The organism is Streptomyces sp. NPDC085866, assembly GCF_044541035.1.
In the GTDB taxonomy this organism is placed as follows: Bacteria; Actinomycetota; Actinomycetes; order Streptomycetales; family Streptomycetaceae; genus Streptomyces.
This window is the reverse complement of the sequence record NZ_JBITSQ010000008.1, coordinates 20,031-46,835: the sequence shown is the minus strand read 5'-3', so window position 1 is coordinate 46,835 and position 26,805 is coordinate 20,031. Positions and strand designations below refer to the sequence as shown.

Sequence of the window (26,805 nt, the reverse complement as noted above, 5' to 3'; positions counted from 1 at the left end):
CCATGGCCGACGATCCCTTCGTCCTCGGCGGTGTGCCCCTCGGCTCCCGGCTGATCATGGGTACGGGCGGCGCACCGAGCCTGGACGTGCTGGAGCGGGCGCTGGTCGCCTCCGGCACCGAGCTGACCACGGTGGCCATGCGGCGGGTCGATCCCTCGGTGCACGGCTCGGTGCTGTCGGTGCTGGAGAAGCTGGGCATCCGGGTGCTGCCGAACACGGCGGGCTGTTTCACCGCCGGGGAGGCCGTGCTGACCGCCCGGCTGGCCCGGGAGGCGCTGGGCACCGACCTGATCAAGCTGGAGGTCATCGCCGACGAGCGGACGCTGCTGCCGGACCCGGTGGAGCTGCTGGAGGCGGCGGAGACGCTGGTCGACGACGGGTTCACGGTGCTGCCCTACACCAACGACGACCCGGTGCTCGCACGGAAACTGGAGGACGTGGGCTGTGCGGCGGTGATGCCGCTGGGCTCGCCGATCGGCTCCGGGCTCGGGATCCGCAACCCGCACAACTTCCAGCTGATCGTGGAGCACGCGCGCGTGCCGGTGATCCTGGACGCGGGGGCCGGTACGGCGTCGGACGTGACGCTGGCGATGGAGCTGGGGTGCGCGGGTGTGATGCTCGCCTCGGCCGTCACGCGGGCGCAGGAGCCGGAGACGATGGCCGCCGCCATGAAGCACGCGGTGGAGGCGGGGCGGCTGGCCCGGCTGGCCGGGCGGATCCCGCGCAGGCACTTCGCGCAGGCCTCCTCCCCGACCGAGGGCCGCGCGCACCTGGATCCGGAGCGCCCCGCTTTCTAGCCGCGTGCCACCAGGGTCACAGCTCTGCTGCATTCCGTCCCCGAAACGGCCGAGCGGGCGGGACTGTCGGTCACTCCTCGTACACTCGCCTGCGTGGATACGACCCTTCAGGACCCCCTCGTCGGGCAGGTGCTCGACGGACGCTATCGCGTCGATGCGCGGATCGCGGTCGGTGGGATGGCCACGGTCTACCGGGCCCTGGACACCCGCCTGGACCGCGTTCTCGCGCTCAAGGTGATGCACCCGACCCTGGCGGCCGACGGGTCGTTCGTGGAGCGGTTCATCCGGGAGGCCAAGTCGGTCGCCCGGCTCGCCCACCCCAACGTGGTGCAGGTCTTCGACCAGGGGACCGACGGGTCGTACGTGTATCTGGCGATGGAGTACATCGCCGGGTGCACCCTGCGGGACGTGCTGCGCGAGCGGGGCGCGCTGCAGCCGCGGGCCGCGCTGGACATCCTGGAGCCCGTGCTGGCCGCGCTCGGCGCCGCGCACCGGGCCGGGTTCGTGCACCGGGACATGAAGCCCGAGAACGTGCTGATAGGGGACGACGGCCGGGTCAAGGTCGCCGACTTCGGGCTGGTGCGGTCCGTGGACACCGTGACCAGCACGACGGGTGCCGTGCTCGGGACCGTGTCGTACCTGGCGCCCGAGCAGATAGAACAGGGCACCGCCGACCCGCGTGTCGACGTGTACGCGTGCGGTGTCGTCCTCTACGAGATGCTGACCGGCGGCCGGCCGCACTCCGGGGACTCCCCCGCGCAGGTGCTGTACAAGCACATCCACGAGGACGTGCCGCCGCCCTCGGCGCTGGTACCGGGGCTGCCCTACGAGCTGGACGAGCTGGTCGCCTCGGCCACCGCACGTACCCCGGACACCCGGCCGCAGGACGCGGCGGCACTGCTCGGCCAGGTGCTGCGTGCGCGGGCCGGGCTGAGCGCCGAGCAGCTGGACGCACTGCCGCCGCAGGCGCTGTCCACGGAGCACGAGCACCGCGACATCTCTGAGGACCGCACGAGCGTGATCCCGCGCTCGCTGACCGTGCCCCGGCCGCTGCCCGTCAACGAGGACGAGGACCCGGCGGCGGCCGTCCAGCACACCAGCCGGCTGCACAGCCCGCCCGTCGCACCCCGGCGGCCCGGGCAGCCCCGGCGCGGGCTCATCACGCTCATCGCCGCGGTCCTGGTGGTCTTCGGTGTGGGTGCCGGCGTCTGGTACATCAACTCGGGGCAGTTCACCAAGGTCCCGCAGCTGCTGGCCAAGACCGAGGAGCAGGCGCGGGGCAAGCTGAGGGCGGCCGGACTCGACGTCAAGCGGGTCAGGTTCGAGTACAGCGACACCGTCGAGCGCGGCGCGGTCATCAGCACCGACCCGGCCGCCGGAGCCCGGATCCGCAGCAGCGACTCCGTGACGCTCGTCGTCTCCCGGGGCCCCGAGATGGTGAAGGTGCCGGACCTGCAGGGCGTCCCGCTGGGCAGGGCGCAGTCGAAGCTGAAGGCGGCCGGTCTTGAGCCGGGCATGGTCAACCGGGCGTTCAGCGACAGCGTCCCCAGGGGCGCGGTGATCAGCACCGACCCGGAGACGGGCATCAAGCGGCACGCGGGCTCGGCGATCGCGCTCCTGGTCAGCAAGGGCAACCCGGTCGACGTGCCGGACGTCACCGGTGACGACCTGGACGAAGCGAAGCAGGAGCTGGAGGGCGCCGGCCTGAAGGTGATCGTCTCCACCGAACAGGTCAATTCCGACTACGACAAGGGCCAGGTGGCCGAGCAGACCCCGGTAGGCGACAAGCAGGCCGCCGAGGGCGACACCGTGACGCTGAAGCTGTCCAAGGGCCCGGAGATGATCGAGGTGCCGGACGTCGTCGGGGACAGCGTGGACGATGCGACGAAGGCGCTGGAGGCCGCCGGCTTCCAGGTCGAGAAGGACCAGGGCCTGCTCGGACTCTTCAGCGACACCGTGCGCAAGCAGTCGGTGGACGGCGGCGAGAAGGCGCCCAAGGGGTCGACGATCACCATCACCATCCGGTGACCGGGGGCGGCGCGCCGCGTGACACCCTGAACGGGTGAGCATCGAGCAGCCCCGCCCCCTCTCCGGCAGCCCCGGAACCGGTCCCTCCCGCAATCCCGTCGGCGGCCACGTCCCCGTGGCCGGGGGTCTGCACTCCGTGGGGCTGTCATACGCCCGTGACCTCAGGGCCGAGACCGTGCAGGTCTTCGTCGCCAACCCGCGCGGGTGGGCCACACCGGCCGGGAACCCCCGGCAGGACGAGGCCTTCCGCCAGGCGTGCGCCGAGGAGTCGATCCCGGCGTACGTGCACGCCCCCTACTTGATCAACTTCGGCTCGCACACCGAGGCGACCGTGGAGAAGTCGGTGGAGTCGCTGCGGCACTCGCTGCGGCGCGGGCGGGAGATCGGTGCGCTCGGCGTCGTCGTGCACACCGGTAGCGCGACCGGCGGGCGGGCGCGGGCCGTGGCGCTGCAGCAGGTGCGCGAGCACCTGCTTCCGCTGCTGGACGAGCTGACCCACGACGACGATCCGTACCTGCTCCTGGAGTCGACCGCCGGACAGGGCGCCTCGCTGTGCTCGCGGACCTGGGACTTCGGGCCGTACTTCGAGGCGCTGGACGCCCATCCGAAGCTGGGCGTGTGCCTGGACACCTGCCACATCTTCGCCGCCGGCCACGACCTGACCGGGCCGAACGGCATGCACCAGACCCTGGACCTGCTGGTCGACACCGTCGGCGAGGGGCGGCTGAAGCTGATCCACGCCAACGACTCCAAGGACGTGGTCGGCGCGCACAAGGACCGCCACGAGAACATCGGCTCCGGCCACATCGGCGAGGACCCGTTCCGGGCGCTGATGACCCACCCGGCGACCGAGGGTGTGCCACTGATCATCGAGACGCCCGGCGGCAAGGAAGGGCACGCGGCGGATGTGGAGCGGCTGAAGAAACTGCGCGACGGATAACCCCTTGGGGAATACCCCGGGGGGGTATACGGTTCTTGCTCGACGCAGGAACCGTCACCTGACATGGGGGTCGTCATGCAGCACGAGGCGCACGCAGCACACCAGCAGCACGAAACGCACGAACACCGCCAGCACGAAGTGCACGCGCACCACCACGCACCCACCGCCACCTGGTCCGTGGCCGCCCGGGCCACCCTGCACTGCCTCACCGGCTGCGCCATCGGCGAGGTGCTGGGCATGGTCGTCGGTACGGCGTTCGGGTGGGGGAACCTGCCGACCATGCTGCTGGCGATCGTGCTGGCCTTCTTCTTCGGCTACTCGCTCACGCTGCGGGGAGTGCTGCGCGCCGGTGTCGACCTCCGTACGGCCCTCCGGGTGGCGCTGGCCGCGGACACCCTGTCCATCGTGGTGATGGAGCTGATCGACAACGGGGTGATCCTGGTCTGGCCGTCCGCGATGGACGCCACACTGGGCGACGCGCTGTTCTGGATCTCGCTGGTGATCTCGCTCGCGATCGCCTTCGTGGTGACCACGCCGGTCAACAAGTGGACGATCGGCCGCGGCAAGGGCCACGCGGTGGTGCACCAGTACCACCACTGACCGGCACGCCAGGAGAGGTCAGAGCTCGGGGCCGTCCCCGGGCTCTTCCTGGTAGGAGTAGCGCTGTTCCTTCCAGGGGTCGCCGACGTTGTGGTAGCCGCGCTCCTCCCAGAAGCCGCGGCGGTCGGCGGTCATGTACTCCACACCCCGCACCCACTTGGGGCCCTTCCAGGCGTACAGATGGGGGACGATCAGGCGGACCGGGAAGCCGTGCTCGGCGGTGAGAAGCTCGCCGTCCTTGTGGGTGGCGAAGATCGTGCGGTCGGAGGCGAAGTCCGACAGGCGCAGGTTCGAGCTGAATCCGTACTCCGCCCAGACCATCACATGGGTGACGTCCGGCGCCGGCGGGGCGAGGTCGAGGATCGCGCGGGCCGGGACGCCTCCCCACTCGGCGCCGACCATGCTGAACTTCGTCACGCAGTGCAGATCGGCGACCACGGTGGTGTACGGCAGGGCCGTGAACTCCTCGTGGTTCCAGGTGCGCTTGTCACCGTCGGCGGTGCTGCCGAAGACCCGGAACTCCCAGCGCTCGGGCCGGAACTTCGGCACGGGCCCGTAGTGCGTGACCGGCCAGCCACGCTGGAGTCGCTGCCCCGGCGGAAGCTCGGACCCTGCCGCTGCTCCAGATTCGCGCTCCACCGGATGACCCATGTCTCCATCCTGACAGACCTCGGGCAGTGCCCTTGACCACCGTTCCGCAAATCGGACAACTGGCATCAAGTCAGCACGTACTTACTAAGTACGCACTTACTGGACGATCTTCCCCGCCGGTGCAATCATGCGGCCGCATACGCCACCCGTCCCACCGTGCGGAAGGAGCCGCTGCAATGCAGGGCGACCCCGAGGTCATCGAGTTCCTCAACGAGCAGCTCACCGGCGAGCTGACCGCGATCAACCAGTACTTCCTGCACTCGAAGATGCAGGAGAACTTCGGCTGGCCGAAGCTCGCCAAGTACACGCGGCACGAGTCGTTCGACGAGATGAAGCACGCCGAGGTGCTGACCGACCGGATCCTGTTCCTGGAGGGGCTGCCCAACTACCAGCGGCTGTTCCATGTGCGGGTGGGCCAGACGGTCAAGGAGATGTTCGAGGCCGACCGGCAGATCGAGGTGGAGGCGATCGACCGGCTCAAGCGAGGCATCAAGATGATGCGCGAGAAGGGCGACATCACGTCGGCGAACATCTTCGAGGACATCCTCGCCGACGAGGAGCACCACATCGACTACCTCGACACCCAGCTGGAGCTGCTGGAGAAGCTCGGGGAGGCGCTGTACCTCGCGCAGCTGATCGAGCAGCCGGAGAGCTAGGCGGCTTCGTCCAGGCCGGCGGGGCCGGACAGCTCCGCGAGGACCGACCGGCCCTGGTCGGCCAGGTCACGTCGCGGGCAGGAGCCGCGGCCGAGGATCGCCTGGATGCGCCGTACGCACGAGCCGCAGTCCGTGCCGGCCTTGGAGGCGGACGCGATCTGCCGGGGGGTGCAGGCGCCGTCCTCCGCGTGCTTCTTGACCTGGGCCTCGGTGATGCCGAAGCAACTGCAGACGTACACGCGGATTCACCTCCCGACGGGATTGATAGGTGTCGCCGTCCCGCTTGATCGGTGAGGCTTACCTAACCTTACCCGCCATGTCGAACCCGCAAAAGTGCCGAGGGGCGCGGATCCGGTGTGATCCGCGCCCCAACGCGTTCAGCGATCCCTCGTGATCACTGGTCCCGGTACATCTCGGCGACCAGGAACGCCAGGTCCAGGGACTGGCTGCGGTTCAGGCGGGGGTCGCAGGCCGTCTCGTAGCGCTGGTGCAGGTCGTCGACGAAGATCTCGTCGCCACCGCCCACGCACTCGGTGACGTCGTCACCGGTGAGCTCGACGTGGATGCCGCCCGGGTGGGTGCCGAGGGCCTTGTGGACCTCGAAGAAGCCCTTGACCTCGTCGAGCACGTCGTCGAAGCGCCGGGTCTTGTGCCCGGAGGCCGCCTCGAAGGTGTTGCCGTGCATCGGGTCGGTCACCCACGCCACCGTCGCGCCCGACGCCGTGACCTTCTCCACCAGCTCGGGGAGCTTGTCGCGGATCTTGTCGGCTCCCATGCGGACGATGAAGGTCAGCCGGCCCGGCTCCCGCTCGGGGTCGAGGCGGTCGATGTACTGCAGCGCCTCCTCGGCCGTCGTGGTCGGGCCGAGCTTGATGCCGATCGGGTTACGGATCTGCGAGGCGAACTCGATGTGCGCACCGTCCAGCTGCCGGGTGCGCTCACCGATCCACACCATGTGCGCCGAGACGTCGTACAGCCGACCGGTGCGCGAGTCCACGCGGGTCAGCGCCGACTCGTAGTCCAGCAGCAGCGCCTCGTGCGAGGCGTAGAACTCGACCGTCTTGAACTCCTCCGGGTCCGTGCCGCAGGCCCGCATGAAGTTCAGCGCGTTGTCGATCTCCCGCGCCAGCTGCTCGTAACGCTGTCCGGACGGGGAGGACTTCACGAAGTCCTGGTTCCAGGCGTGCACCTGGCGCAGGTCGGCGTAACCGCCGGTGGTGAAGGCGCGCACCAGGTTCAGCGTCGAGGCGGACGCGTTGTACATCCGCTTCAGGCGCTCGGGGTCCGGGATGCGGGCGGCCTCGTTGAAGTCGAAGCCGTTGACCGAGTCGCCGCGGTAGGTGGGCAGCGTGACGCCGTCGCGGGTCTCGGTGCCCTTGGAGCGCGGCTTGGAGTACTGGCCGGCGATCCGGCCGACCTTCACGACCGGCACCGAGGCGGCGTACGTCAGCACGGCGCCCATCTGGAGCAGGGTCTTGAGCTTGTTGCGGATGTGGTCGGCGGACACCGCGTCGAAGGCCTCGGCGCAGTCGCCGCCCTGGAGGAGGAACGCCTCTCCCTTGGCGACGGCCGCCATCCGGGCGCGCAGCTGGTCGCACTCGCCCGCGAAGACGAGCGGCGGATACGACTCGAGGTCCGCGATCACTGCGCGCAGAGCCTCGGTGTCGGGGTACTCGGGCTGCTGCGCCGCGGGCAGGTTTCGCCAGGTGTTGCCAGCGCTCGGGCTGGTCTTAGCGTTCACGGTCACCTCGTAAACATTACGGGGTCGTGTCGCCATATTTTCCTCCGGCTCGACTGGTGAGACGGAGTGTTTGCCTCATGGACGCCACGGCCGTGCGGTAGGGTTCCTCGCATGTTCGCGCTTTCGACCCAGAACTGGTGGTGGACCGCTCATCCGGCGGCCCGCTGACTGCGCGTACTCAAGACTTCGCGAAGGCCGCCCGAGGGGCGGCCTTCGGTGTTTCCGGGGTCGTTCCTCTCCATCGAGAAGGATCACCCATGGATCTCCAGAACCTCTTGCACGACCCCCGCCCCTTCGCCCTGCTGCGCCGTCGCACCCCGGGCCGCGACGAGCACACGGTGGAGGTGCTGCTCGGCCCCGTCTCCTCCCGGGACCGCCTGATCGACCTGCCCGACGAGGGCCTCGCGCTGGTGCCGTTCCGGCAGATCCGCGAGCGCGGCTTCGACGTCCGCGACGACGGCACGCCGCTGCTGGTGCTGACGCCCGAGGAGTCGTACGAGATCCCGCTGGACGAGGCCCTCCGGTCGCTGCCGGGCCACGACGTGCGGGTCGAGGGCGGGGGCTTCGACGTCGACGACGCGGAGTACGGCGAGATCGTCGGGCGGGTGCTGCGCGAGGAGATCGGCCGGGGCGAGGGCGCGAACTTCGTGATCCGGCGGACGTACGAGGGCGAGATCCCCGGGTTCGGGCGGGCCGACGCGCTGGCGCTGTTCCGGCGGCTGCTGGAGGGCGAGCGGGGCGCGTACTGGACGTTCGTCGTGCACACCGGGGACCGGACGCTGGTGGGTGCCAGCCCCGAGGTGCATGTGCGGATGTCCGGCGGCACGGTCGTGATGAACCCGATCAGCGGGACGTACCGGTATCCGGCCGAGGGGCCGACGGCCGAGCACCTGCTGGACTTCCTCGCCGACGGCAAGGAGATCGAAGAACTGTCCATGGTCGTCGACGAGGAACTGAAGATGATGTGCACCGTCGGTGACATGGGCGGGGTGGTCGTCGGCCCGCGGCTGAAGGAGATGGCGCACCTCGCGCACACCGAGTACGAGCTGCGCGGCAAGTCCTCCCTGGACGTGCGGGAGGTACTGAAGGAGACCATGTTCGCGGCGACGGTCACCGGGTCGCCGGTGCAGAACGCCTGCCGGGTGATCGAGCGCTACGAGCCTCTCGGGCGGGACGGTGTCGGGCGGGGTTACTACGCCGGGGCGCTGGCGCTGCTCGGCCGGGACTCCGGGGGCGCCCAGACCCTCGACTCCCCCATCCTGATCCGCACCGCCGACATCTCGGCCGACGGCCGGCTGCGCGTCCCGGTCGGCGCGACGCTGGTGCGCGGCTCCGACCCGGCGGGCGAGGTGGCCGAGACGCACGCGAAGGCGGCGGGCGTGCTGGCGGCCCTGGGGGTACGGCCGGCCCGGCCGCGCGACGAGCGGGAGCGGCCCCGACTGGCCGACGATCCCCGGGTGCGGGCCGCACTGGACGGGCGCCGTTCGTCGCTGGCGCCGTTCTGGCTGCGGATGCAGGAGCGGTCGGCGGCGCTGGAGGGGCATGCCCTGGTCGTCGACGCGGAGGACACCTTCACCGCGATGCTCGCGCATGTGCTGCGCTCGGGCGGGCTGGACGTCACCGTCCGGCGGTACGACGAGCCCGGGCTGCGGGAGGCCGTGCTCGCGCACGAGGGACCGGTCGTCCTCGGCCCCGGACCGGGTGACCCCGGCGACCTGGACGATCCCAAGATGCGCCTCCTGCGCGCTCTGACCGCCGAGGTGATCCGGGAGCACCGGCACGGTGTCCTCGGGGTCTGCCTGGGGCACGAGCTGATCGCGGCGGAGCTGGGGCTGGAGCTCGTGCGGAAGGAGGTCCCCCACCAGGGGGCGCAGACCGCGATCGACCTGTTCGGGCGGGCGGAGACCGTCGGCTTCTACAACAGCTTCGTGGCGCACTGCGACGAGGAGGCGGCACGGGAGCTGGCCGCGCACGGGGTGGAGGTGAGCCGGGCGGAGAACGGGGAGGTGCATGCCGTACGGGGTCCGGGCTTCGCCGGGGTGCAGTTCCACCCGGAGTCGGTGCTGAGCCTGGACGGGGCCGCGGTCGTACGGGAGCTGATGGGTCAGCTGCGCCGCACGACCGTGTAGCCGTCCGGGGGCGGTCGTCAGCCGAAGAACACCCCGACCTCCTCGTACAGCTTCGGGTCCACCGTCTTCAGCTTGGCCGTGGCCTCGGCGATCGGGACGCGGACGATGTCGGTGCCGCGCAGGGCGACCATCTTGCCGAAGTCGCCCTCGCGGACGCAGTCGATGGCGTGCAGACCGAAGCGGGTGGCGAGCCAGCGGTCGAAGGCGCTCGGGGTGCCGCCGCGCTGGATGTGCCCGAGGACCGTGGTACGGGCCTCCTTGCCGGTGCGCTTCTCGATCTCCTTGGCCAGCCACTCCCCGACACCGGAGAGGCGGACGTGCCCGAAGGAGTCGAGTGACTCGTCCTTGAGGACCACGTCGCCGTCCTTCGGCATGGCGCCCTCGGCGACGACGACGATCGGGGCGTACGAGGCCTTGAAGCGGGAGGCGATCCAGGCGCACACCTGGTCCAGGTCGAAGCGCTGTTCGGGGATGAGGATGACGTTGGCGCCGCCGGCCAGGCCGGAGTGCAGGGCGATCCAGCCGGCGTGGCGGCCCATCACCTCGCAGACGAGGACCCGCATATGGGACTCGGCGGTGGTGTGCAGGCGGTCGATGGCCTCGGTGGCGATGTTGACGGCGGTGTCGAAGCCGAAGGTGTAGTCGGTGGCGGACAGGTCGTTGTCGATGGTCTTGGGCACGCCGACGCAGGGCACGCCGTACTCGTCGGACAGCCGTGCGGCGACGCCGAGGGTGTCCTCGCCGCCGATCGCGACGAGCGCCTCGACCTCCAGCTTGGCCAGGTTCTCCTTGATCCGGCGGATGCCGTTCTCCTGCTTGAGGGGATTGGTGCGCGAGGAGCCGAGGATGGTGCCGCCGCGGGGCAGGATGCCGCGTACGGCGGGAATGTCGAGGCGGATGGTGTCGCCTTCCAGGGGCCCGCGCCAGCCGTCCCGGAAGCCGACGAAGTCGTATCCGTACTCCTGAACGCCCTTGCGGACGATGCCCCGGATGACGGCGTTGAGCCCGGGGCAGTCGCCGCCTCCGGTCAGTACTCCGACCCGCATGGAAATGTCCCTTCGCCGCGGTTGCCTGACGCTCAGTCACGGTAATGGTGACTCGCGTCACACAGCGAGAGGCGGGAAGGGTGATTCCGGTGAATTGTCAGGAGGCGGCTTGACCAGGCGGTTTCACGCGTCGTCGAGCCCGCGCTCGATCGCGTACCGCACCAACTCCACCCTGTTGTGCAGCTGGAGCTTGCCGAGCGTGTTCTGGACGTGGTTCTGGACCGTGCGGTGGGAGATGACGAGGCGTTCGGCGATCTGCTTGTAGCTCAGACCCTTGGCGACCAGCCGCAGCACCTCGGTCTCCCGCTCGGTCAGCCGGGGCGCCCCCGGCTCGTCGGCGTCCGGGGCGGGCGCGGGCTCGGAGGCCAGGCGCCGGTACTCCCCGAGGACCAGTCCGGCCAGGCCCGGCGTGAACACCGGGTCGCCGACGGCGGTACGGCGCACCGCGTCCAGGAGTTCCTCGGTGGAGGCCGACTTGAGCAGGTAGCCGGTCGCGCCGGACTTCACGGCCTCCAGCACGTCGGCGTGCTCACCGCTCGCCGACAGGACCAGGACGCGCAGGGCGGGGTTGTGGCCGACCAGTTCCTTGCACACCTGGACGCCGGGCTTGGCGGGCAGGTTGAGGTCCAGCACCAGGACGTCGGGGGCGGCGGCCTTGGCGCGGCGGACCGCCTGTTCGCCGTCGCCGGCGGTGGCGACCACCTCGAAGCCGGACTCGCTCAGGTCCCGGGCGACGGCGTCGCGCCACATGGGGTGGTCGTCGACCACCATGACCTTGATCGGGTCCTGCTGCTCGCTCATCGCTTCTCCGCCTTGTCCCGTGAGACCTTCGGTACCGTCAGTTCGACCTCCGTGCCCTGCCCGGGGACGGAGATCAGCTCGGCGCTGCCGCCGAGGTCGCGCAGCCGGCCCCGGATCGACTGGGCCACGCCGAGCCGGCCCTCGCCCTCGGCCTGGACGAGCCGGCCCTCGGCGATGCCGGGGCCGTCGTCCCGTACGGTGACGACGATCTCGTCGGGCTCGTCCTCGACGAGGATCCAGGCCCGGGCCTCCGCACCGGCGTGCCGGCGCACGTTGTCCAGGGCGGCCCCGACCGCGGCGGCCAGTTCCCGCGCCGCCGGTCGCGGCAGCGGCACCGGAGCACCGGGCTCGGCGAGGCTGACCCGGGCGCCGGCGTAGGGGGCGAGCAGGGTGCGCAGGTCGACGGGGCCGTCGTCGTCCGGCTCCTCGACCGCGCGGACGACGGCTCCGGCCGCCGTGTCCTCCGACACCCGGGAGACCGGCAGCAGCCCGCCGGAGACCAGCGTGCGCAACGCCACCTCCTGCTCCCCCGCGAGGCGCCCCAGTTCGGCCGCCTCGCCGCCGATGACCGCGCCGCGCCGCTGCACCATCGCCAGCACCTGGAGCACGCTGTCGTGGATGTCCCGGGCCAGCCGCTCCCGCTCCCGGGTCGCGGCCTCGATCTCCAGGGCGCGGGCGAGGGTGCGCTCGGAGGCGCGGGCGACCTCCACGACGTAGCCGATGGCGATGGAGGCCACCCAGACCAGGATCACGTTGTGCACGGTGTCCCGGGCCGGGGTGCCGCGCTCGACCAGGTTGACGACGGCGACGGCCGTGGAGGCCGCGGCGGCCCAGCGCCAGCCGCCCTTGACGGCGAAGGCCAGCACCGAGCCGGCGGTCCATATCGACGGCAGCGTCGGGCCGCCGCTCGCGATCCGCTCGTGACTGTCGGCGAGGGGGGTGAGCATGATGCCGGCGAGGGCGATGGTCAGGTCGACGGCCAGGAAGCGCTTGGTGCAGCTCGCCGCGTTCGCCACCTTGGGCAGGGTGGCCAGGGTCCAGCCGACCAGGACCGCGTAGTAGGCGACGGCGACCCAGGGGCGTACGAAATGGTCGTACGCCGTTGCGCACAGGCCGATGGCGTACAGCATGGTCAGCACCCGGTAGCCGGCGAGCGCACGCCACAGCGGCAGCTCGACCGACATCCGCATGACCCGCTCGCGCTTCGGCATGCCCCCCCGCTCCCCCGGCTCCCCCCGCTAGCCCTCGACCTGCTTCTTCTCCGCCTCCTTGGCGGCCTTCTCCGCTTCCTTGGCCGCCTTCGCCGCGTCCGCGATCTGCCGCTTGGCGGCGGTCGCGTACATGTCGACGTACTCCTGGCCGGAGAGCTTCATGATCTCGTACATGACCTCGTCGGTCACCGCGCGCAGCACGAAGCGGTCGTGCTCCATGCCCTGGTAGCGGCTGAAGTCCAGCGGCTTGCCGATACGGATGCCCGGGCGCATCAGCTTCGGCATCACCTTGCCGGGCGGCTGGATCTTCTCGGTGTCGATCATCGCGACGGGGATGACCGGCGCGCCGGTGGCGAGCGCCACGCGCGCGAGGCCGCCGGGCTTGCCCCGGTACAGCCGGCCGTCGGGCGAGCGCGTGCCCTCCGGGTAGATGCCGAACAGCTCACCGCGTTCCAGCACCTCTATACCGCTCTTGATCGCGGCCTCGCCGGCGCCGCGCGCCCCGGAGCGGTCCACCGGGAGCTGTCCGACGCCCTTGAAGAAGGCGGCCGTGAGGCGGCCCTTCACGCCCGGGGTGGTGAAGTACTCGGCCTTCGCGATGAAGGTGACCTTGCGGTCGAGGACCGCGGGCAGGAAGAACGAGTCCGAGAAGGACAGGTGATTACTCGCCAGAATTGCGGCACCTTCGGCCGGAATGTTCTCCAGGCCCTCCACCCAGGGTCTGAAGGCGACCTTCAGCGGTCCTCCGATGGCGACCTTCATCGTGCCGTACAACACCCGCGTGCCTCCTGTTTCCGACGATCAGACCTTAACCCGGACCGCCGCCAATGACCCCGACGACCCTGGTCGGTGTCAGTGCGGTCGCGTACGGTGAAGCACATCCGCCAGTTCTTCACGCCTTTCTCAGGAACAGGAGCCCGAAAGGTGCCGGTTCTCCCCGGAGCCGAGCCGTACCGCCACGAGGGCGGGGAGGTGGGTGTTCTCCTCTGTCACGGCTTCACCGGCTCGCCCCAGTCGCTGCGCCCCTGGGCGGAGCACCACGCCGCGCACGGCCTGACCGTGTCGCTCCCGCTGCTGCCCGGGCACGGCACCCGCTGGGAGGACCTGCAGGTCACGGGCTGGGAGGACTGGTACGCGGAGGTGGACCGCGAGCTGCGGCTGCTCGCCGAGCGGTGCTCCCGGGTGTTCGTCGCGGGCCTGTCGATGGGCGGGGCGCTGGCGCTGCGGCTGGCGGCCCGGAACGGCGAGCGGGTCGCCGGGGTCGTCGTCGTCAACCCGGCGAACCGGGTGCACGGCCTGTCGGCGTACGCCCTTCCGGCGGCCCGGCACCTGGTGCGGACGACGAAGGGCATCGCCAGCGACATCGCCAAGGGCGGCCCGGCCCTGCTCGGTTACGACCGGGTGCCGCTGCACCCGGCCCACTCGCTGCGGCTGTTCCTGCGCCGGCTGGACGGCGAGCTGCCCCAGGTGACCCAGCCGCTGTTGCTGCTGCGCAGCGCCCAGGACCATGTGGTCCCGGCGGCGGACTCGGCGCGGGTGCTGAGCCGGGTGTCCTCCGTGGACGTAACGGAGATCGTGCTGGAACAGAGTTACCACGTGGCGACGTTGGACCACGATGCGGACCGGATCTTCGAGGAGAGCCTCGCCTTCATCGGCCGGCTCGCACCCAGTGTCGGCAAGGAAGGGACGGCCGCAGTTGGCTGAGCACGACTCCGACCGCGAGGACCGCGAGCCGGACGAGAAGGGCGTGCCCTTCGACGAGGACGCCGCCTGGCGGGCGATCGTCGCAGGGTACGGCGCGGAGCCACCGGACCCGCCGGGTACCAGGCCCTTCAGGCCGGTCGAGGATCTCGCGCTGCCCGAACACGAGCCCCCGGGCGAGGGCGCGGCCGGCTCCGAGGAGCCGCGGCCCGCGAAGCCGCTCGGCAGCTCGATCTCGTTCGCGCCCGGTGTGGGCCCGCGTGACCACACCCCGCCGGAACCGTCCGAGGACGACTTCGACGAGGACGACGAGGGCCACTTCGTGCCGCCCGAGCCGCCGCCGCTGCCCACCGCCGACACGACCGCGAAGTTCGCCTGGCTCGGGGTGGTCGGCGGCCCGGTCCTGCTCCTGGTGGCCGTGCTGCTCGGCTGGGAGATGACCTGGTGGCTGACGACCCTCGGGATCGGCGGGTTCCTGGGCGGCTTCGCCACGCTGGTGATGCGGATGAAGACGGATGACGACGACGACGAACCGGGACGCGGCGCGGTCGTCTGACAGACCCGGCTGAGGGCCCGTCCGGAGACACTCCGGACGGGCCCTCACGCATCTCCGTACGGTCGGCCGCCCGCGCCGGACCGGTACGCAGCCCGGCTCGCACGGCCGGTGCGCCGAAAAGGGAACCCGATTCCGCCGACCGGCGAAGAAGAGATGAACAACCTGAACAAGCCCAAGCCTTCGAGGCGTTCAGACGAACGAAAGGAGCCCCGATGACCGTCGGACCACCGGGCGTCGGCACCCGCGGCGAGGATCGCTGGGAGAGTGATGCCCGCGTGATCGCACGGTCCCGGGACGAGCCCGAGCTGTTCGCCGCGCTCTACGACCGGTACGCCGACGCCGTGCACCGTTACGCGGCCCAGCGGCACGGTCCGGAGGCGGCGGAGGATCTGATGGCGGAGACCTTCATCACCGCCTTCCAGCGGCGCCACACCTACGACCTGGGGCGGGACGACGCCCGCCCCTGGTTGTTCGGCATCGCGACGAACCTCATGGGCCGGCACCGCCGGACCGAGGCGCGCCGGTTCAAGGCGCTCGCGCGGCTGCCGGAGCCGGTGGAGCACGAGGAGCCGGTCGCGGACCGGGCGGTTTCCAGGGCCGGTGCCACGGGGGTGCGCCGGGAACTGGCAGCCGCGCTGGCCGGGCTGTCCGCCCGGCACCGCGACGTGGTGCTGCTGGTGGCCTGGGCCGGCCTCGACTACGAGGAGGCGGCCCAGGCCCTCGGCGTGCCGGTCGGCACGGTCAGATCCCGGCTGCACCGGGCTCGCAGCAGATTGCGCGAAGCACTGGGCGGATCCGATCCGACGGCATTCCGAGAGGCAGACGCCCATGCATGACATCGACGAACTGCGCGAAGTGAGTAACTACGCCCCGGGGACTCCCCCGCTCGACGACGCCACCCGGCATCGGGTACGGGCACGGCTGGTCGCTGCGATGGACCGGCCCGCTCCGGTCGTACGGCCGCGGCGCCCCGTCCTGCGCATCGCCCTGACCGGTGCGCTCGCCGCAGCGGTCGCCGCCGGGGTCCTGGTCGCCGTACGGGACGATGACGGCGCGAACCGGGAGCGGACGGCGAACCCGCCGGCGTCGAGTGCGCCCGCCATGCGGAACGTGAGCGCGCAGACGGTGCTGAACGGGGCCGCCGCCTACGAGCGCAAGCACGAGCGGACGGTCACCCCGCGCGACGACCAGTTCATCTACACCAAGGAGATCATCAAGGAGACCAACCAGAGGACCGGCGAGACGAAGAGCCACGTCGACGAGAACTGGCGCTCGGTGGACGGCTCGAAGCCATCCTGGATCATGGAGATCGGGAAGGGGTGGTGGTCGCCGCCGCTCAAGAAGAACGAGAGCGTCTGGCCGCCGCAGGACTGGGGAACGCTGCGGAAGCTGCCGACCGATCCGAAGAGGTTGATCCTCGCGATCGGCCGTAACTGGGGCGTGCACGGGAAGACCGACTCGCTGGACGACATCACCGACGAGGAGTGGTCGCAGATCCATTTCAGCCTCGCGGGGCTGCTCAAGCTGGTCCCGGTGATGCCGCAGGGGCTGCGCCCGGCGGCCTACGAGGCGCTGGGCATGGTGCCCGGGGTGAAGGCGGTGCCGAACCAGCAGGACGCGAAGGGACGCACCGGCGTGGCCATCACGTACGACGACCCCACGGCCCCGGCGGGGGTCACGAGCTTCGGCGGCTACTTCATCTTCCGCCCGGGGACGTACGCCTTCCTCGGCTTCCGTGACGAGCGCTCCTCGGGCGACGGCCCGGCCATGAAGAAGTACACCCAGCTCTCCTACCTCGACAGCTGGGCCGTCGTCGACAGGGCGAAGCAGCGGCCGTAGCTACGCCGTGGCGGGCACCCTGAGGGCGGCGAGGACCGGAAAGTGGTCCGTGGCCGCCCTCAGGTCTCTCTCCGTGATCCCCGGCTGCTCCAGCGGCACGCCGCAGCCGAGCACCTCGATGCCCTTCGTGGCGAATACGGCGTCGATGCGCTGGTGGGGGTTGGCGGGGGTCGAGGTGAACTCGCCGCCCCAGGGCGCGGTGGTCCGGCAGTCCTGGAGGGTGTCGGAGAGGAGGCGGAAGGCGGGACCGTCGGGGCGTTCGTTGAGATCGCCGCCCGCGACTGCGTGCTCCACGCCCAGGCTCGCGAGGCGGTCGAGGAGCAGGCCGGCCTGGTCGTAACGCTCGTCCTTCTGCAGGCTGAGGTGGCAGCTGATCACTCCGAGACGGGCCGCGCCGAAGCGGACCACTGCCGTGGCGAGGCCGCGGCGGTGCAGGCCGGGGGTGAGCGGGAGGAGTACGTCTTCCGTGCGCTCGACGGTGGCTCTCAAGTTGCACAGGATCGCCGGCCCCGCCGCCGTCGCTCCTCCGGTGAGGATCACCTGGCCGGAGGCCGCCGCGAGCCGGGCCAGCTTCTTGCGCCAGCGGAAGAAGCGGGGGGCTTCCTGGACGAGGACCAGGTCGGGGGCGCAGGCGGTGATCACCCTTGCCAGGGCGTCGGTGTCGTCGCGCATCGAGCGGATGTTGTAGCCGAGGACCCGGATGACGGCGGAACCGTCCAGTTCCGTAAGGGAGTTGGGAAGCAGCATGACGATCAACATACGACGATGCCCGCCGTCCCGGGACGGGACGCGGCGGGCATCGTCGTAGTGGGGCCAGGGCTCACTACATGATCGGGTCGGGCTCACGGGCCAGGTCGGCTGCGCCCACGAGGCCGGCCTTGTTGCCGAGTTGGGCGGCGATCACGTCGGCGACCGGACGCCAGTTGCCGCCGACCAGCCAGCGCTTGTAGGACTTGCGGATCGGGTCGAGGACCAGCTCGCCCTCCTCGGAGAGGCCGCCACCGACGATGAACGCGGACGGGTCGAAGAGGGAGGCCAGGTCGGCGAGGCCGGCACCGGCCCAGCGGGCCAGCTCGCGGTAGGAGTCGACGGCGACCGGGTCGCCCTGGCGGGCGGCCATGGAGATGTGCTTGCCCTCGATGCCGTCCGGGGTGCCGTCACCGAGGCCGAGCAGGATCTCGGCGTTCTCCGGGGTGGCGTTGGCGCGCTGCTTGGCGTAGCGGACCAGGGCGCGGCCGGAGGCGTACTGCTCCCAGCAGCCCTGACTGCCGCAGCCGCACAGCAGGCCGTCCGGGACCATGCGGATGTGGCCGAACTCGGCGGCCACACCGAAGTGGCCGCGGCGCAGCTTGTTGCCGATGATGATGCCGCCGCCGAGGCCGGTGCCGAGCGTGATGCAGATGACGTTGCGGTGGCCCTTGCCGGCGCCGAACTTGTACTCGCCCCAGGCGGCGGCGTTGGCGTCGTTCTCGACCACGACCGGGAGGCCGGTGCGGGCCTCGACCTTCTCCTTCAGCGGCTCGTTGCGCCAGTCGATGTTGGGCGCGAAGTACACCGTGGAGCGCTGCCGGTTGACGTAACCGGCCGCGCCGATGCCCACGCCGACGATCTCGTGCCCGGCACGCGCGCCCTCGACGGCGGAGGCGATGGCGTCCACGATCGCCTCGGGCGTGCCCGGGGTCGGCACCTTGTGCGTCGAGAGGATATTGCCTTCCTCATCGACCACGCCGGCCGCGATCTTCGTGCCGCCGATGTCGACGCCGATGGTGAGTCCCATGAATCCCTCAGTTTCGGTCGAGCCCCGCTACGGCCAACCGTACCCGAGGCCCTGCCCCGGGAGGGCTTCAGTCCAGGTCGATGCGTTCCCCCGGGCCGGTGCCCTCGCCCCGGTCGCGGCGGTCGGACCAGTCGTCCTTCAGGTCGGCCGCGCCGGTGGTCCAGCGGTGCTCCTGGGCCTGGACCGCGGAGCGGTAGGCGGCCAGCAGTTCGTTGCCGGCGGCGGCGAGGTGGTCGAAGACGTCCGGATTGCGCTCGATGACGGGCTCGACGGCGGCCTTCGCCTGCTGCACGACCTGGCGCACCACCTGCTGGGCCGCCGGTCCGGCGACGGCGCCGAGCAGCGGGGACTGGAGACCGGACAGCTTGTCGGCCACGGTGTCCACGAGTCTGCGCAGTTCCTCGGCGGCGGAGCCCGGGGGCGGGGTCTCCTCGGCGCGGCGGCGGGCCTTCTCGGCGGCGAGGTCCTCGGCGCAGGCCGTGGCCCAGGCGTCGTCGTCGGTCGCCCTCCCCCGAGCTTCCGACTGCGCTCCAGCGGGGGGGACCCCCACCTCGTGGGCCTCCTCGGCCGGGTCGGGTGCGGGGCGCTCTTCGCTCATGGCGGACTCCTGACTACGGTTCGCCCCTACGACGTTACCCGAACGGGCGTACCCGGTTCACCGTCCGACGGCGGGCCACAGGTCGGGATCGGGGGTGAAGCGGATGCGCAGCTCACCCTCGCGCAGGGCGGCCCCGGCAACGGTGCAGCGGCGCAGGGCGGAGGGAAGCGGAACGATCCGCCGGAAGGGGCCCGCGGTGATCACCAGCTCGTCGCCGCGCCGGATCAGGTCCAGCTCGTCCCGTATCGCGCCGGGCAGCGGGATGTGCCAGACGAGCACACCGTCCTCGGCGAGGAAGTCCGCGACGGGCCACTCGACCGGGGCGGGCACGGGGTTGACGCCGGGGACGGCGAGGGCGTCCAGGTCGTCTGTGCCGTGCGGGTCTCGGCCGAGGTGGGGGACGGTGTGGAGGTGGTACGGCTCGGCCCACTCGGCCAGGGCCTTGCGCTGCTGGGCGAGGAGGCCGGCCAGCCAGTTGTCGGGGGCGGTCTCGGGCAGGACGCGGTTGGCGATCAGAGCCTCGGTGCGCAGGCCGCGCAGGGCGAGGCCGAGGGTCGCGGTGTGTACGGCGTCGGCACCGGCGGGGCCGGGTTCGGCGACCAGGCGTACGGCGGTGCGCCGGTCGGTGAGGACCGCCTCGACGGCGGCCAGCTCCACGTCCCAGCGGGCCGCCGTCTCGTACAGCCACTCGGCGGGCATGGGAACGCCGGCCAGCCGGCCGAGGACCGGGCGCAGGGCGCGGGCCGCCTGCCGCTCGGGCGGGAGCAGACGGCGCAGGTAGCGGCGCAGCTCCTCGGGGAGGGCGAGCAGGGTGAGGGCCTGCGGAAGGGGTGGGAGGTCGACGACGAGGAGGTCGTAGCGCTCGGAGAGGGCGGCGTCCCGGAGGGCGCGCAGGAAGGACAGCTCCTCGGCGCCGGGCAGCGGGGTGACCTCCTCGCCGTCCAGCCGGGCGGCGCCGAGGAGGTCCAGGACGTTCGCGGCGCGGGTCTGGAAGGCGGTGAGGTCCTGCCGGAAGCGTTCCGTGGCGTCGGGGCGCCAGACGGTGAGGTTCTCGGTGACCTCGGTGGGGGTGGGTCCTGTCTCGGCACCCAGTGCCGTGCCCGGGGTGTCCGTGCGGTCGGCGCTCAGGAGGAGGGTGCGGGTGCCCTCGCGGGCGGCGTCGACCGCAGTGGCAGCGGCCACGGTCGTACGACCGCTGCCGCCCGGGCCCGTGATCAGGATGGTGCGCATGAGGGTGAACGGTAACGGAGGGCAGGGCTGCCCGATGCTGCGGCTGCCCACGGCGGTAGCAGCATGACCGGGCGGGCGGAGATCAGCCGGCCGACTCGACCCTCTTCTTCAGGCCCGCCAGAGCGCGGTCGATGATGACCTTCTCCGCCTTGCGCTTGATCATGCCGAGCATGGGGATCTTGACGTCGACCGTGAGCTGGTAGGTGACCTCGGTGGCGCCCGCGCCGGCCGGCTTGAGGATGTAGGAGCCGTCCAGCGAGCGCAGCATCTGGGACTTCACCAGGGTCCAGGAGACCTCGTTCTGGCCGGTCCAGGTGTAGCCCAGGGTCTGGTCGTCCTTGATGGCCCCGGCGTCCATGACGAGGCGGACCTGCTCGGCGCGGCCCTGGCCGTCGGTCTTGAGGACCTCCGCTTCCTTCACCTCGCCGGTCCAGTCCGGGTAGCGGGCGAAGTCGGCGATCACCGCCATGACGTCGGCCGGAGCCGCCTCGATCGTGATGCTCGAACTGGTGTGTTCCGCCATCGCCGTGGCTCCTCCAGATACGGACCTAAGAGTGTGCAGCGTGAAGGCTACCGCGCCGCCGACCTGGCGCCTTCACCCCGTCCTTCACACCGTCGACCTTCCATCGAGCCCCGCCGCCCCTCGGTCTGCGGGGATCACCATTCCAGCGCCCACGGCCTGCCCGTCCCAGCGAAGTGCCCCACGTTCACACACTCCGTCGCCCCGATCCGCATCCGGCGTGCCAGTGGCTGATGGACGTGGCCGAACAGGGCGTAGCGCGGGCGGGTACGCCGGATCGCGTCCAGGAGGGCCCGGCTGCCGCGCTCGAAGCGGCGCGCGACCGTGTCGTAGACCAGCTCCGGAACCTCCGGCGGGATGTGCGTGCACAGCACGTCCACCTCGCCGACCGCCTCGATCTTCGCCGCGTACTCCTCGTCGTCGATCTCGTACGGCGTCCGCATCGGGGTGCGCAGCCCGCCGCCCACGAAGCCGAAGGTCCAGCCGCCGATCTCCACCCGCTCACCGTCCAGCACCGTGATGCCGGGCCCCGCGTACTCGCTCCACAGAGGCGGCATGTCGACATTGCCGTAGGTGGCGTACGTCGGCGTCGGGAAGGCGGCGAACAGCTCGGCGTACTGCTTGCGCACCGCCTTCTCGATGGCGGTGGCCCGGTCGGAGCCGATCCCGGCCCACAGCCGGGCCCCGAAGGCACGCGCCTCCTCGAAGCGCCGCGCGGTGCGCAGCTCGACGATGTGGTCGGCGTTCTCCTTGCCGAACAGGTCGGGGAAGATCCCGCGCGAGTGGTCGGCGTAGTCCAGGAAGAGGACCAGGTCACCGAGGCAGATCAGGGCGTCCGCACCGTCCCCGGCCCGGGCCAGGTCACGGGCGTTGCCGTGCACGTCGCTGACCACATGGACGCGCGTCCTTCGGTTGCCGGAGCGTGTGGGTGCCATGGCGATCAAGCGTAGGCGTGTGGGGTGTACGTGAACAGTGGCGACCCCGCCCGGGGTTACTCGCCGGTCGCTTAAGCCGTGGACTACTGTGCGCGAAGGAACGCCATCCCGTGTGACGCAGCGAACATCTCGTCGGGACCCCCTGTCGTAGAAGCCATACCGGCGGGTAACGTCCGGGCAGTCCAGTCGTGCTCAGGGTTTCAACCAAGTGGTCGGCACCCGGAGCACCCGCCCGAGCCTTGGACCGCACCGTCGCATCACACAGTGTCGTGGCGCCGGCGCCCTATGAGGAGCAGCAGTCTTGCGCGAGTTCAGCCTTCCGGCTTTGTACGAGGTCCCTGCGGACGGCAATCTGACCGACATCGTCCGCAGAAACGCCGCGCAGCATCCCGACGTCGCCGTCATCGCCCGCAAGGTGGGCGGCGCCTGGCAGGACGTGACGGCCACGGAGTTCCTGGCCGAGGTGCACTCCGCCGCCAAGGGTCTCATCGCCTCCGGTGTGCAGCCGGGCGACCGGGTCGGTCTGATGTCCAGGACGCGGTACGAGTGGACGCTCCTCGACTTCGCGATCTGGAGCGCGGGCGCGGTCACCGTGCCGGTGTACGAGACCAGCTCGCCGGAGCAGGTGCAGTGGATCCTCTCCGACTCGGGCGCGACCGCCTGCATCGTGGAGCTGGACAACCACGCGGCCGCCGTCGACTCGGTGCGCGACACCCTGCCCGCCCTCAAACACGTCTGGCAGATCGAGGCCGGCGGCCTGGAGGAGTTGGACCGGCTCGGGCAGGACGTCTCCGACGCGACCGTGGAGGAGCGCAGCTCGCTCGCCAAGGCCGACGACCCGGCGACCATCGTCTACACGAGCGGCACGACCGGACGGCCCAAGGGCTGTGTCCTCACCCACCGCAGCTTCTTCGCCGAGTGCGGCAACATCGTGGAGCGGCTGCGTCCGCTGTTCCGCACCGGTGAGTGCTCGGTCCTCCTCTTCCTCCCGCTCGCGCACGTCTTCGGGCGGCTCGTGCAGATCGCGCCGATGATGGCGCCGATCAAGCTCGGCTGCGTCCCCGACATCAAGCACCTCACCGACGAGCTGGCCGCCTTCCGGCCGACGCTGATCCTCGGTGTCCCGCGCGTCTTCGAGAAGGTGTACAACTCCGCGCGCGCCAAGGCGCAGGCGGACGGCAAGGGCGCGATCTTCGACAAGGCCGCGGACACCGCGATCGCCTACAGCAAGGCGCAGGACACCCCGTCGGGCCCGCCTCTCGGCCTGAAGATCAAGCACAAGGTCTTCGACAAGCTGGTCTACAGCAAGCTGCGCGCGGTCCTCGGCGGCCGGGGCGAGTACGCGATCTCCGGCGGTGCCCCGCTGGGCGAGCGGCTCGGTCACTTCTTCCGCGGCATCGGCTTCACGGTGCTGGAGGGCTACGGCCTGACCGAGTCCTGCGCGGCGACCGCGTTCAACCCCTGGGACCGGCAGAAGATCGGCACGGTCGGCCAGCCGCTGCCCGGCTCGGTGATCCGGATAGCGGACGACGGCGAGGTGCTGCTGCACGGCGAGCACCTGTTCAAGGAGTACTGGAACAACCCGGGCGCGACCGCGGAGGCGCTCGCCGACGGCTGGTTCCACACCGGTGACATCGGCACCCTCGACGAGGACGGCTACCTCAGGATCACCGGCCGCAAGAAGGAGATCATCGTCACCGCGGGCGGCAAGAACGTGGCCCCGGCCGTGATCGAGGACCGTATCCGCGCCCACGCGCTGGTCGCGGAGTGCATGGTGGTGGGCGACGGGCGGCCGTTCGTGGGCGCGCTGGTCACCATCGACGACGAGTTCCTGGGCCGTTGGGCGGCCGAGCACGGCAAGCCGGCGGGCTCCACCACGGCGTCGCTGCGCGAGGACCCGGATCTGCTGGCGGCGATCCAGGCAGCGGTCGACGACGGCAACGCCGCGGTGTCGAAGGCGGAATCGGTGCGGAAGTTCCGCATTCTGTCCTCCCAGTTCACGGAGGAGTCGGGCCACCTCACCCCGTCGCTGAAGCTCAAGCGGAACGTGGTGGCGAAGGACTACGCGGACGAGATCGAGGCGATCTACGCGAAGTAGTACGCCTGCTGAAAACGCGTCATGGCGCGGTGTCCTCGGCGAGGACCCGCGCCATCGTGCGTTCGGCGAGCGCGGTGATGGTGACGAAGGGGTTCACACCGATCGAGCCGGGCACGAGCGAGCCGTCGGTGATGTAGAGCCTGGAGTACCCCTTGACCCGGCCGTAGTCGTCGGTCGCCTTCCCGAGGACGCAGCCGCCCAGCGGGTGGTAGGTGAAGTCGTCCGCGAAGATCTTGCTGGTCGAGCCGAAGAGGTCGTACCGGTAGATGGTCAGGTTGGCCGCGTTGATCCGGTCGAAGAGCTTCTTGGCCATGGCGACCGACACGGCGCTCTGGGCCGGGGTCCAGCCGAGTTTCACCGCCCCGGACGTGGAGTCGTACGAGAACGACGCCCGCTCGGGGTTCTTGGTGATCGCCAGGTACAGGCTGATCCAGTGCTCGAACCCCATGGGCAGCGGGGCGATCTCGGCGAAGACCGGGTTGGCGGTGTTGGCCCAGTCGTCGATGCCCATGACGGGCATGGTCGCCTGGTTGGCGCCGACGGTGTCCCATATGTGGTTGGCGCGGCCGAGCATGGTGTTGCCGTTGGTGCCCCAGCCGGCGCCGACGCCGGAGTTCAGCGCGGGCAGGGTGCCCGTCTCCCTCGCCCGGACGAGGAGTTCGGTCGTACCGAGGCTGCCGCCGCCGAGGAAGAGGTACGTGCAGCTGTACTGCTTGGTCTCCACGACCTTGCCGGTGTTGTCGATGCGGTCGACGGTCAGGACGTACGAGCCGTCGCTCGCCCTGGTGACCGCCGTGACCTTCTCCAGGGTGTGGATGGTGACGTTGCCGGTGCCGAGCGCGGCGGCCAGGTAGGTCTTGTCGAGGCTGCGCTTGCCGTAGTTGTTGCCGTAGATCACCTCCCCGGCGAGTGCGGACCTGGTGGCCGTACCGGCGGCCTCGCGCTGCATGTAGCCGAAGTCGTAGACGTTCGGCACGAAGGTGGTCTTCAGGCCGGCGTTGGCGGCGGCCTTCCGGGAGGTGCGGGTGAACTGGTACCACTCCGTGGACTCGAACCAGGCCGGGTCGATGGTGTTGACGCCGAGCATGGAGCGGGCGCGCGGGAAGTAGGTGCCGTACATCTCCTCGGCGTCCACGGTCGGGAACTGCTCGGCGAAGTAGGACTTCAGCGGGGTGACCGCCATCCCGCCGTTGACCAGGGAGCCGCCGCCGACGCCCCGGCCGACGTACACGGACATGTTGTCGTAGTGCACGCGGTCGAGGACCCCGGGGTAGGCGCTGATGTCCTTGTTGACGAGGTCCAGCCAGAGGAAGGTGGCCAGCGGGGCCTCCGTGCGGGTGCGGAACCACATGGAGCGCTGGTCGGGTGCACTGGTGGAGCAGAACACCTTGCCGTCGCCGCCGGCGGTGTTCCAGAGGCGGCCCATCTCCAGGACGAGGGTGCGGATGCCGGCCTGGCCGAGGCGGAGGGCGGCCACGGCGCCGCCGTAGCCCGAACCGACGACGATGGCCGGGGAGTTGTCGACGGCGGCCGGTTCGGCCGCCTGCGCGGACTGAAGACCGATGCGGGTGAGACCTGCCGTGGCGGCGGCCTGGAGGGCGATCATGCCCAGGATGTGACGTCGACTCAGCTGACGCTGCATCAGTTTTGCTGTCATGCGCGCAGCATGTGCGGATTTTCCCGTTCCGCCTAGAGCAGGGACGAGTTTTTGAAGACGGCTTTTAGAGCAGCTCCTTGAGCTTCTCCGCCAGCAGGTCCCAGCGCCACTTCTCCTCGACCCACTGGCGGCCCCGCTTGCCCATCCGGTCGCGGAGTTCCGCGTCCGCGAGGAGGGCGATGATCCGCTCCGCGGCCTCGGCGGGCTCGCCGCCGCGGACGACCCAGCCCGTCTCGCCGTCGAGCACGGCGTCGGGGGCACCGCCCGAGTCGCCGGCCACGACCGGCAGGCCGGTGGCGGAGGCCTCCAGGTAGACGATGCCGAGGCCTTCGACGTCCAGGCCGCCGCGGCGGGTGCGGCAGGGCATGGCGAAGACGTCGCCGGCGCCGTAGTGCGCGGGCAGCTCGGACCAGGGCACCGCGCCGGTGAAGCGGACCGAGGCCTCGACGCCGGTCTCGCGGGCCAGTCGGCGCAGGTCCTGCTCGTAGGGACCGCCGCCGACGACGAGCAGCACGGCGTCCGGCTCGGCGGCGAGGATCCGGGGCATGGCCTGGATCAGGGTGTCCTGGCCCTTGCGCGGCACCAGCCGGGAGACGCACACGACCACCGGCCGGTCGGTGAGCCCGAGCCGCGCCCGGACCTCGTCGCCGCCCGAGCCGGGGTGGAAGGTCTTCTCGTCGACCCCGGGCGGCAGCTGCACCATCCGCCGGGCCGCCTCCGGGGTCAGCGCGGTCGCTATCCGGGAGCGGGTGTACTCGCCGAGGTAGGTGATCGTGTCCGTGGAGTCCCCGATCCGGCGCAGCAGCTGCCGGGCGGCGGGCAGCTGGGCCCAGCCGGCCTCGTGCCCGTGGGTGGTGGCCACCAGCCGCTCGGCGCCGGCCCTGCGCAGCGCGGGTGCCATCAGACCGAGCGGCGCGGCCGCCCCGAACCAGACCGAGGTGCAGCCGTGCTCCCGCAGCAGCGAGACGGCCCGCCGGGTCGCGCCGGGCGTGGGCAGCAGCATGGTCGTACGGTCCCGTACGACGGTGAAGGGCTGCTCGGCGTCGAACGCGGCCGTGGCCTCGACGCCCTCGCGACCGCGCTTCCAGGTGGAGGCGTACACGACCAGCCGTCCGGGCTCCAGCCGGAGGGCCATGTTGTGCAGGAAGGCCTGGATGCCGCCCGGCCGGGGCGGAAAGTCGTTGGTCACGATCAGCGTCTTGTGCATCGTCGCCGACCCTACCGGGCGCGCTTCGTGGCACACGCACAGGTGGGCAGGGAATCATGGGCCCGGAACGGGGTCGATGTGTGAACA

27 protein-coding genes are annotated in these 26,805 nt (G+C 70.9%); 12 read left to right on the top strand and 15 right to left on the bottom strand.

All coding sequences use genetic code 11. The annotated features are described in order from the left end of the window. The first annotated feature begins 2 nt into the window (after positions 1–2). From ACIF83_RS21005 to ACIF83_RS20990, 4 genes are all read left to right on the top strand, one after another. Entirely contained in the window at positions 3–797 is a 795-nt protein-coding gene (locus ACIF83_RS21005) for a thiazole synthase (protein WP_399728889.1), read from the top strand. 93 nt (positions 798–890) lie between these two features. After that, the gene (gene pknB, locus ACIF83_RS21000; RefSeq protein ID WP_399728886.1) at positions 891–2,825 is read left to right on the top strand and encodes a Stk1 family PASTA domain-containing Ser/Thr kinase; all 1,935 of its coding nucleotides are present in this window, start codon (positions 891–893) and stop codon (positions 2,823–2,825) included. A 34-nt stretch (positions 2,826–2,859) separates the two neighbouring features. Next, on the top strand, positions 2,860–3,765 hold the full coding sequence (locus tag ACIF83_RS20995; RefSeq protein WP_393466338.1) for a deoxyribonuclease IV: 906 nt from the start codon (positions 2,860–2,862) through the stop codon (positions 3,763–3,765). Positions 3,766–3,840: 75 nt separating this feature from the next. Next, positions 3,841–4,365 (top strand): DUF4396 domain-containing protein, encoded by a 525-nt coding sequence (locus ACIF83_RS20990; RefSeq protein WP_398138684.1) that lies wholly within the window; start codon positions 3,841–3,843, stop codon positions 4,363–4,365. A gap of 18 nt (positions 4,366–4,383) precedes the next feature. Here ACIF83_RS20990 and ACIF83_RS20985 read toward each other — a convergent pair whose 3' ends face one another. Continuing rightward, complete coding sequence (locus ACIF83_RS20985; protein ID WP_393466335.1) at positions 4,384–5,016, bottom strand: sulfite oxidase-like oxidoreductase; 633 nt, start codon at positions 5,014–5,016, stop codon at positions 4,384–4,386. Between the two features lie 176 nt (positions 5,017–5,192). Here ACIF83_RS20985 and bfr point away from each other — a divergent pair, with 176 nt between their 5' ends. Then, a complete protein-coding gene (bfr, locus tag ACIF83_RS20980; protein WP_393466331.1) occupies positions 5,193–5,672 on the top strand; it encodes a bacterioferritin in 480 nt (159 codons plus the stop codon). Here the strand turns inward: bfr and ACIF83_RS20975 are convergent. Next, positions 5,669–5,911 (bottom strand): bacterioferritin-associated ferredoxin, encoded by a 243-nt coding sequence (locus ACIF83_RS20975; protein ID WP_393466328.1) that lies wholly within the window; start codon positions 5,909–5,911, stop codon positions 5,669–5,671. The two genes, bfr and ACIF83_RS20975, sit on opposite strands and share 4 nt — an antisense overlap. Positions 5,912–6,066: 155 nt before the next feature. Then, positions 6,067–7,419, bottom strand: coding sequence for a class II 3-deoxy-7-phosphoheptulonate synthase (locus ACIF83_RS20970; RefSeq protein WP_393466325.1), 1,353 nt, complete (start codon positions 7,417–7,419; stop codon positions 6,067–6,069). Between the two features lie 105 nt (positions 7,420–7,524). On the opposite strand from ACIF83_RS20970, the gene ACIF83_RS20965 reads away from it, so the two are divergent. Then, complete coding sequence (locus tag ACIF83_RS20965) at positions 7,525–7,581, top strand: trp operon leader peptide (RefSeq protein ID WP_350818382.1); 57 nt, start codon at positions 7,525–7,527, stop codon at positions 7,579–7,581. A gap of 89 nt (positions 7,582–7,670) precedes the next feature. Beyond that, positions 7,671–9,542: an anthranilate synthase family protein gene (locus tag ACIF83_RS20960; RefSeq protein ID WP_393466322.1), complete on the top strand. Its 1,872-nt coding sequence runs from the start codon at positions 7,671–7,673 to the stop codon at positions 9,540–9,542. Between the two features lie 17 nt (positions 9,543–9,559). Here the strand turns inward: ACIF83_RS20960 and ACIF83_RS20955 are convergent, their stop codons facing one another. The 4 genes from ACIF83_RS20955 to ACIF83_RS20940 form a co-directional block, all read right to left on the bottom strand. Further along, entirely contained in the window at positions 9,560–10,588 is a 1,029-nt protein-coding gene (locus ACIF83_RS20955) for a 6-phosphofructokinase (protein WP_393466319.1), read from the bottom strand. 123 nt (positions 10,589–10,711) lie between these two features. Further along, positions 10,712–11,389 (bottom strand): response regulator, encoded by a 678-nt coding sequence (locus tag ACIF83_RS20950; protein WP_386574315.1) that lies wholly within the window; start codon positions 11,387–11,389, stop codon positions 10,712–10,714. After that, positions 11,386–12,600 (bottom strand): MacS family sensor histidine kinase, encoded by a 1,215-nt coding sequence (gene macS, locus ACIF83_RS20945; protein WP_393466316.1) that lies wholly within the window; start codon positions 12,598–12,600, stop codon positions 11,386–11,388. Before macS ends, ACIF83_RS20950 begins: the two co-directional genes overlap by 4 nt. Positions 12,601–12,627: 27 nt before the next feature. Beyond that, on the bottom strand, positions 12,628–13,362 hold the full coding sequence (locus tag ACIF83_RS20940) for a lysophospholipid acyltransferase family protein (RefSeq protein WP_393467002.1): 735 nt from the start codon (positions 13,360–13,362) through the stop codon (positions 12,628–12,630). 162 nt (positions 13,363–13,524) lie between these two features. On the opposite strand from ACIF83_RS20940, the gene ACIF83_RS20935 reads away from it, so the two are divergent. The 4 genes from ACIF83_RS20935 to ACIF83_RS20920 all read left to right on the top strand — a co-directional run bounded on the left by ACIF83_RS20935 (position 13,525) and on the right by ACIF83_RS20920 (position 16,696). Further along, complete coding sequence (locus ACIF83_RS20935) at positions 13,525–14,304, top strand: alpha/beta hydrolase (protein ID WP_399728879.1); 780 nt, start codon at positions 13,525–13,527, stop codon at positions 14,302–14,304. Further along, complete coding sequence (locus tag ACIF83_RS20930) at positions 14,297–14,857, top strand: hypothetical protein (RefSeq protein ID WP_393466310.1); 561 nt, start codon at positions 14,297–14,299, stop codon at positions 14,855–14,857. The genes ACIF83_RS20935 and ACIF83_RS20930 overlap by 8 nt, the downstream gene beginning before the upstream one ends. A gap of 212 nt (positions 14,858–15,069) precedes the next feature. After that, positions 15,070–15,693 carry an RNA polymerase sigma factor gene (locus ACIF83_RS20925; RefSeq protein WP_381661561.1) on the top strand — a complete coding sequence of 208 codons (624 nt, stop codon included), beginning with the start codon at positions 15,070–15,072 and terminating at the stop codon, positions 15,691–15,693. Next, positions 15,686–16,696 carry a CU044_5270 family protein gene (locus ACIF83_RS20920; RefSeq protein ID WP_398138499.1) on the top strand — a complete coding sequence of 337 codons (1,011 nt, stop codon included), beginning with the start codon at positions 15,686–15,688 and terminating at the stop codon, positions 16,694–16,696. The genes ACIF83_RS20925 and ACIF83_RS20920 overlap by 8 nt, the downstream gene beginning before the upstream one ends. On the opposite strand, the gene ACIF83_RS20915 is transcribed toward ACIF83_RS20920, so the two are convergent. The 6 genes from ACIF83_RS20915 to ACIF83_RS20890 all read right to left on the bottom strand — a co-directional run bounded on the left by ACIF83_RS20915 (position 16,697) and on the right by ACIF83_RS20890 (position 21,756). Continuing rightward, positions 16,697–17,455, bottom strand: coding sequence for an endonuclease/exonuclease/phosphatase family protein (locus ACIF83_RS20915; protein WP_399728874.1), 759 nt, complete (start codon positions 17,453–17,455; stop codon positions 16,697–16,699). Between the two features lie 64 nt (positions 17,456–17,519). After that, positions 17,520–18,473: an ROK family glucokinase gene (locus ACIF83_RS20910; RefSeq protein ID WP_386574322.1), complete on the bottom strand. Its 954-nt coding sequence runs from the start codon at positions 18,471–18,473 to the stop codon at positions 17,520–17,522. Between the two features lie 67 nt (positions 18,474–18,540). Further along, positions 18,541–19,071 (bottom strand): DUF5304 domain-containing protein, encoded by a 531-nt coding sequence (locus tag ACIF83_RS20905; protein ID WP_393466300.1) that lies wholly within the window; start codon positions 19,069–19,071, stop codon positions 18,541–18,543. A gap of 57 nt (positions 19,072–19,128) precedes the next feature. Further along, the gene (locus ACIF83_RS20900; protein WP_399728871.1) at positions 19,129–20,301 is read right to left on the bottom strand and encodes an ArsA family ATPase; all 1,173 of its coding nucleotides are present in this window, start codon (positions 20,299–20,301) and stop codon (positions 19,129–19,131) included. A gap of 82 nt (positions 20,302–20,383) precedes the next feature. After that, positions 20,384–20,824, bottom strand: coding sequence for an SRPBCC family protein (locus ACIF83_RS20895; protein ID WP_393466294.1), 441 nt, complete (start codon positions 20,822–20,824; stop codon positions 20,384–20,386). 134 nt (positions 20,825–20,958) lie between these two features. After that, positions 20,959–21,756, bottom strand: coding sequence for a metallophosphoesterase (locus ACIF83_RS20890; RefSeq protein ID WP_393466291.1), 798 nt, complete (start codon positions 21,754–21,756; stop codon positions 20,959–20,961). 301 nt (positions 21,757–22,057) lie between these two features. Here ACIF83_RS20890 and ACIF83_RS20885 point away from each other — a divergent pair, with 301 nt between their 5' ends. Then, positions 22,058–23,854, top strand: coding sequence for an AMP-dependent synthetase/ligase (locus ACIF83_RS20885; RefSeq protein WP_393466288.1), 1,797 nt, complete (start codon positions 22,058–22,060; stop codon positions 23,852–23,854). Between the two features lie 19 nt (positions 23,855–23,873). Here ACIF83_RS20885 and ACIF83_RS20880 read toward each other — a convergent pair whose 3' ends face one another. Both ACIF83_RS20880 and ACIF83_RS20875 read right to left on the bottom strand, forming a co-directional pair. Then, positions 23,874–25,460: a GMC oxidoreductase gene (locus tag ACIF83_RS20880; RefSeq protein ID WP_393466999.1), complete on the bottom strand. Its 1,587-nt coding sequence runs from the start codon at positions 25,458–25,460 to the stop codon at positions 23,874–23,876. Between the two features lie 115 nt (positions 25,461–25,575). Continuing rightward, entirely contained in the window at positions 25,576–26,718 is a 1,143-nt protein-coding gene (locus ACIF83_RS20875; RefSeq protein ID WP_398141825.1) for a glycosyltransferase family 4 protein, read from the bottom strand. Positions 26,719–26,805: the final 87 nt, after the last annotated feature.